At 46.8% G+C, this 6,512-nt stretch carries 3 protein-coding genes and 1 pseudogene; 2 read left to right on the top strand and 2 right to left on the bottom strand.

Annotated features, from left to right (window positions below; genetic code table 11):
• Positions 1-350 (bottom strand): annotated as a pseudogene (locus tag AAFP11_RS29370) (DNA-binding protein); the annotation flags it as partial.
• 357 nt (positions 351-707) lie between these two features.
• Here AAFP11_RS29370 and purB point away from each other — a divergent pair.
• Together purB and AAFP11_RS29360 are read left to right on the top strand one after the other, a co-directional pair.
• Positions 708-2,003 carry an adenylosuccinate lyase gene (purB, locus tag AAFP11_RS29365; RefSeq protein WP_341740188.1) on the top strand — a complete coding sequence of 432 codons (1,296 nt, stop codon included), beginning with the start codon at positions 708-710 and terminating at the stop codon, positions 2,001-2,003.
• A 525-nt stretch (positions 2,004-2,528) separates the two neighbouring features.
• A complete protein-coding gene (locus AAFP11_RS29360; protein ID WP_341740187.1) occupies positions 2,529-3,353 on the top strand; it encodes a DNA methyltransferase in 825 nt (274 codons plus the stop codon).
• 65 nt (positions 3,354-3,418) lie between these two features.
• Here the strand turns inward: AAFP11_RS29360 and AAFP11_RS29355 are convergent.
• On the bottom strand, positions 3,419-6,512 hold a 3,094-nt coding region (locus AAFP11_RS29355), incomplete at its 5' end, for a tetratricopeptide repeat protein (protein ID WP_341740186.1).

The following is a 6,512-nucleotide window of genomic DNA, read 5'->3' as shown; positions in this document are numbered from 1 at the left end:
ACGGCAAACGTATCTGTGACTCGTTCCCCACCACTGCGAGCTAAAATTTCAAGTGGATCGTCCCCACCATCGGGAAGATCCAGCCATTCGATAAAACTGGAATAATCGGGACGCGATCGCGACATAACCCGATTCGCAAATACGGGAAATAAATAAGTTGACGTATAAACCTCATTTAAGCGTGGAAACGAAAGCAACGGTGTAAAAGCACATTTCTCTTCGGCTTCTTTTACACCTTGGGTATAAACAAATTGATAGATATTCTTATCAAAGGTTAATCGACCGATCGTAAACCAATTAGGACTGATGGGGTCTTTCCAAGCTAAGAATAGTGTTTTTGGTGTTTTCAAAGTAGTGCTTCTCTCAAAGTAAGTAACCGATGTTTGTTGATTTCAAGAATCGCCAGAGCAAAATTGCTAGCTTCGGGGGAGATGCGCGATGAATTGATGCGATTAAAAATATTTAAAATATCGGCTGGTGAAATATTTTCGGCTCTCTCGTAATTATGGTGATAAGTAATGATTATGAGCTAGCAAAATCTAGGGTTTCAGCTTTCCTTATTCAGGAATTTAGTATTATTTGCTACATTTTACACCCAACATCCGAGAGAGCCCCTCAATCTATATTAAAGCCGGTTTCTCGACTCCTTGGCTCTTGCATCCCCACACAGATGTACAATGGTGAGACCGAATTCCCTAACGACCACCGTGATTGACCGCTACACTCTGCCCGAAATGGGCAACATCTGGACTGAAACCGCCAAACTCAAAACCTGGCTACAAGTAGAAATTGCTGTCTGCGAAGCTCAAGCCGAACTCGGCTACATCCCCGCCGCCGCAGTCACAGAAATTAAAGCTAAGGCTAATTTTGACCCCAAACGAGTCCTCGAAATTGAAGCCGAAGTCCGCCATGACATGATTGCCTTCTTGACAAATGTCAACGAATATGTAGGCGATGCCGGCCGCTACATTCACCTTGGTTTAACCAGTTCCGATGTGCTCGATACCGCTTTGGCGCTGCAATTAGTCGCCAGCGTCAATATTTTGTTAGAACGTGTCGAAGATTTGAGCCAAGCTATTCGCTATCAGGCCCAACAACACCGCTATACTGTGATGGTTGGCCGATCGCACGGAATTCACGCCGAACCCATCACCTTTGGCTTTAAACTAGCAGGATGGCTGGCCGAAGTCTTTCGCAACCGCGCCCGATTAGTCAATTTGCGATCGTCCATTGCAGTCGGCAAAATCTCCGGTGCTGTCGGCACCTATGCTAATATTGACCCGCGAATTGAAGCGATCGCCTGTCAAAACCTCGGACTCGAACCCGATTGTGCATCGACTCAAGTCATTTCGCGCGATCGACACGCCGAATACGTCCAAACCTTAGCACTGTTAGCAGCATCGATCGAGCGTTTTGCAGTGGAAATTCGCAACCTGCAACGCACCGACGTGCTCGAAGTCGAAGAATTCTTTTCCAAAGGGCAAAAAGGCTCCTCCGCCATGCCCCACAAACGCAACCCGATTCGATCCGAAAGACTCACAGGAATGGCAAGAATTGTCCGCGCCAACGCCGTCGCAGCCTTAGAAAACGTGGCGCTTTGGCACGAAAGAGACATTTCTCACAGTTCCGTAGAACGGATGATTTTGCCAGACAGTTCCACTGTCACCCACTTCATGTTAGTGGAAACCACAGACTTAGTGAAAAACCTGCTAGTCTATCCCGAAAACATGAAGCAAAACATGAATGTTTACGGCGGAGTTATCTTTAGTCAGCGCGTCATGTTAGCTTTAGTAGAAAAAGGCACGAGTCGCGAAGAAGCATACAAAATTGTGCAATCTTGCGCTCACGAAGTTTGGAACAAACCGGGTGGCAATTTCTACAATTTGATTGCTAAGGACGAGCGGGTTACTGCTAAGATGACTAGCAAAGAAATTGATGATTGTTTCGATCCGCAGTATCAATTGAGGCATTTAGATTTAGTGTATCAGCGCTTGGGAATTTGAAGAGATATTGATGCTAATTTTTCCTAAAATTTATCGCCATTCACCCTGAAGCATATAAGTTGGGATTTTAAATCGTATTTTATGGCGATTCTGCGGCCAGCATAGCCGCTTTTTTTTGTATAATGTTAGTATTAAAAAGTTATGACGTTAAGTGCGAGCGAGTTTAAAATGCCATTGAGCGAACTTTACGAAGGAGTTAGTGTTGAGATGAATGATGACTAATATGAAATCGGGAAGACGCAACTCTTTTGCAGATTACAAACCGGATGCACACAACTGGATAACTTTGATGACCGGAGAATACTATCCAGATATATTACAAGAGGCTTGCCAACTTTACGAACCAGTTTTAGTAATGTTTGGACAATTACTCACGACTTCTGAATCATCAGTGCGCCTATTTATACAGATTTCAGAGGTTCCTAGCACATGGATGCGAGTTCAACTTCTCAGGGTGTTTCGCAAGTATGTTAGCCCTGAGATTCCAGTTGAAATGCTCAGAAGAAAAAAAAAGACAACGGATATTTGCAACCAGTTTGGAAGTCGTTTTTTATTCTATTTTATAGTAAATCAGATAATTATATCTGGAATCGTCCAGTTGAAGAATGGACGGATAAGCGCGCCAACAAAGAATATGAATACATTGAAAAAGAAACTGGGAGGCGATATAAAAAGGTTCCAATTCATGCACCGGGAGTCCGAAATGGCGAAACTGGCAAGTCTTGGAGAGGGATGAATCCGCCACCGGGAAAACATTGGCAGTTTGCACCTCAAACACTAGATGAGATGGATGCTAGAGGGGAAATATATTGGTCTGCGACTGGAAATCCCCGTCGCAAGATATATTTGGATAGTAGTAGTGGGATTCCCGTACAAGATATTTGGCTTGAGTTCCGCGATGCTCACAATCAAAATATTGAAATTACAGGTTATCCAACTGAGAAAAACCGCGATCTACTTAGTAGAATTATTCGAGCTTCATCAAATCCTGATGATTTAGTGATGGATTGCTTTGCTGGTTCAGGTACGACTTTGAGTGTTGCTTCGGAGTTTGGGAGGAAGTGGATAGGAATTGATAATAGTTCCGAGGCGATAGCAACTACTTTGCGCCGTTTTGCTAAGGGTTGTGAACGCATGGGCGCTTTTGTCAGCCAGCGAACATCCCCACACGAGAATACATCAAATGACGAGTCTCGACAATTATCGCTTTTTAACTTAGATGAATGTCGGTTTAAGGCTGAGTCTCTACCTGAAAAAAGCGAGATAGTTAATAACTTTGCTCTTTATGCAACTGATTCCTTTGCTGGGGAACTAGAAGATATTGTGAAGCAATGGATAGAATGGCAGTAGCAGCGTAGAAAAGAATTCACGTTATGGCACCACATCCCACACATTAGATCGACTTATCATAAAATTTACCGCCATTCACCCTGAAGCGTAAACGCCGCCCAATAATAAGGAGAACTCCATTTTTCCTGCTTCCATAGTTCCAATTGCGCGGCCCTCAATGCTGCCGCTGGCGTTAACCCTTTTTTCAGCATTCCCTGATAGAAATTCGACATTAACTTAGCCGTTCCTTCATCGTCCACACTCCACAAACTAACCACCACTCGCTGAGCGCCTGCATACATAAATCCCCGCGTCAATCCCACCATGCCCTCGCCTTGAATGTTCTGCCCCAATCCGGTTTGACACGCACTTAAAACCACTAAATTTGCTGCTAATTTCAGATTGAAAATATCTGTCAACCGCAGGAATCCGTTTAAGGGATTACCTTTTTCATCTACTAGCGATAAGATGATTCCCGACAGTTCCGGGTGAGTGCTATTGACTAAACCGTGAGTGGCAAAATGAATGATTTTATATTGGCTTAAATTAGGGCTGGTGGCTGTGGCGCGACTGGCTGCAAAATCAAAGGATTGGGCGATCGAATTGGCCGGAACTAACGCTTGAATGATTTGAGCTTCTTGGCGAGTGAATTTTAAACGGTTAAACTGTCCGCTATTATCGCCTCTGGAGCGACTTAAACCGGGATTTGCTGATTCTACCGCTTGCTCAGTGGTGGCTGAAGAAGCGTTTTTAATTCGTTCATCGTTACCGCTAAAAACTGGATCGGCGAGAATCGCTAAAGTCCGAGTAGGGGCTGGCCGGTCTGCGTAGTTTTGTCTTAAGATTCCTAATGTGGAAGCCGAAGGCAGGAGTACGATTTCATGGTCTACTATTAAAGGCGGATTCCCATTTTCACCGGATTTTCCGGGGAGCGAAAGGGCGGCAAAGGGGAGATAATTGAGAACGCCATCGCCAACAATGAGCAGGCGCTTTTGACCGAGTTGGGCAGCAACGGGCTGTAAAATAATTTGACTGATAGCATCGTTGGCTTTGGCGACTTGATTGGGGTTGTCTCGGGAACTTGGAGCGGTGACAGCAGTGCGAAAGTTTTTGGCAATTGTCTCGATGTCGGCAGCTTTTGGTAATTCATAACTGGTGATGCTGGTTTTGGTGAGGGCCCAGAGATAGCTGCGCTCTTTCCCTAAAGAATACTGAAGTAAAATTGTATTCTCATCGAGGATTTGTTGTTGAATTTGTGCAAGCGTTAGGGGTTGCGGTTGGGTGAGGGCGGCGTAACGGGGGCTGGTGGCGCGGATTTGGGCTTGAATGTCCTGATATTGAGTTAGTAGATTTTGGCGCTGCTGTTCTAATTCTGCTTTTTCTGCGGGAGTGTGGTTTGGGCGATTGAGAACTTCGATTCGCTGTTTTTCAAGGGCATCAAGTTGCTGTTGTAAATTGCGTTCTTTTTGCAGTAAATCTGGGGCGACACCTTGGCGAATATCGGCGTTTGCTTCTTGAAGAAGTTCGATGAGGCTGCGGGCGCGGGAACGTTCGCTGGCTTCAAAGGCTTTGGTATCATAACCAGATTTGGGTTGCGTTTTGTGCAGTTGCATTAACAGGTCAATGTAGAACTGGTAATAGTCCTGCACGGTGGCAAAGTATGAGGTGCGGAGTTCTAGGCTGGCAATTTTGGTGCGGAGGCTTTCAATAATTTTGAGGGAGGATTCAATGTCAGTGAGGGCTTCAGTAAGATTGCCTTGAACACGTTTGGCAGCAGCAATTCTGTAAAGGGTCATAGCTTCGCTAACGCGATCGCCCACAGCCCGACTCAGGGGAAGGGACTGGCTGTAATACTCTAGCTCTTTCTGTAGCTCTCGCAATTTTGAGTAGGCTTGGCCGATGTTGCTGAGGGTGCGACCTTCCATACCGCGATTGCCCACAGCCCGACTCAGGAGAAGGGACTCGCTGTAATAATCTAGGGCTTTCTGTAGCTCTCCCAATTTTGAGTAGGCAGTGCCCATGTTGTTGAGGGTGGTAGCTTCGCCACCGCGATCGCCTACTGCCCGTGTCAGGGGAAGGGACTGGTTGTAATACTCTAGGGCTTTCTGTTTTTCTCCCAAATGTGAGTAGACTACGCCGATGTTGCTGAGGGTGGTAGCTTCCTGTCTGCGATCGCCTACTGCCCGACTCAAGGGAAGGGACTGGCTGTAATACTCTAGGGCTTTCTGTTTTTCTCCCAATGCTGAGTAGACATTGCCGATGCTGATGAGGGTGCCTGCTTCGCCGCCGCGATCGCCCACTGCCCGAAACAGGGGAAGGGACTGGCTGTAATACTCTAGCGCTTTCTGGTTCTCTCCCAAATCATCGTAGACTTGGCCGATGTTGTGGAGGGTGGTAGCTTCCCCACTGCGATCGCCCGCTTCTCGACTCAGGGGAAGGGACTGCCTGTAATACTCTAGCGCTTTCTGTTTTTCTCCCAAATGTGAGTAGACTTGGCCGATGCTGGTGAGGGTGATAGCTTCCTGTGTGCGATAGCCTACTGCGCGACTCAAAGGAAGGGACTGGCTGTAATACTCTAGCGCTTTCTGTTTCTCTCCCAAATCTGAGTAGACATTGCCGATATTGGTGAGGGTGATAGCTTCCTGTGTGCGATCGCCCGCTTCTCGACTCAGGGGAAGGGACTGGTTGTAATACTCTAGCGCTTTCTGTTTTTCTCCCAAATGTGAGTAGAGTAAGCCGATGCTGGTGAGGGTGATAGCTTCCTGTCTGCGATTGCCCACTGCGCGACTCAGGGGAAGGGATTGGCTGTAATACTCTAGTGCTTTCTGTTTCTCTCCCAAATCTGAGTAGACTTGGCCGATGTTGTTGAGGGTGATAGCTTCCTGTCTGCGATCGCCTACTGCCCGTGTCAGGGGAAGGGACTGGTTGTAATACTCTAGGCCTTTCTGTTTTTCTCCCAATGCTGCGTAGACTACGCCGATGTTGCTGAGGGTGGTAGCTTCCCCCCTGCGATTGCCTACTGCCCGAAACAGGGGAAGGGACTGGCTGTAATACTCTAGTGCTTTCTGTTTCTCTCCCAAATCTGAGTAGAGTAAGCCGATGTTGTTGAGGGTGATAGCTTCCCCCTTGCGATTGCCCACTGCGCGACTCAGGGGAAGGGATTGGCTGTAATACTCTAGT

The organism is Microcoleus sp. CAWBG640 (assembly GCF_020883015.1).
GTDB lineage: Bacteria > Cyanobacteriota > Cyanobacteriia > Cyanobacteriales > Microcoleaceae > Microcoleus > Microcoleus anatoxicus.
Note: the sequence above shows the minus strand (reverse complement) of the source record. Positions and strands in the feature narration are given on the sequence as shown.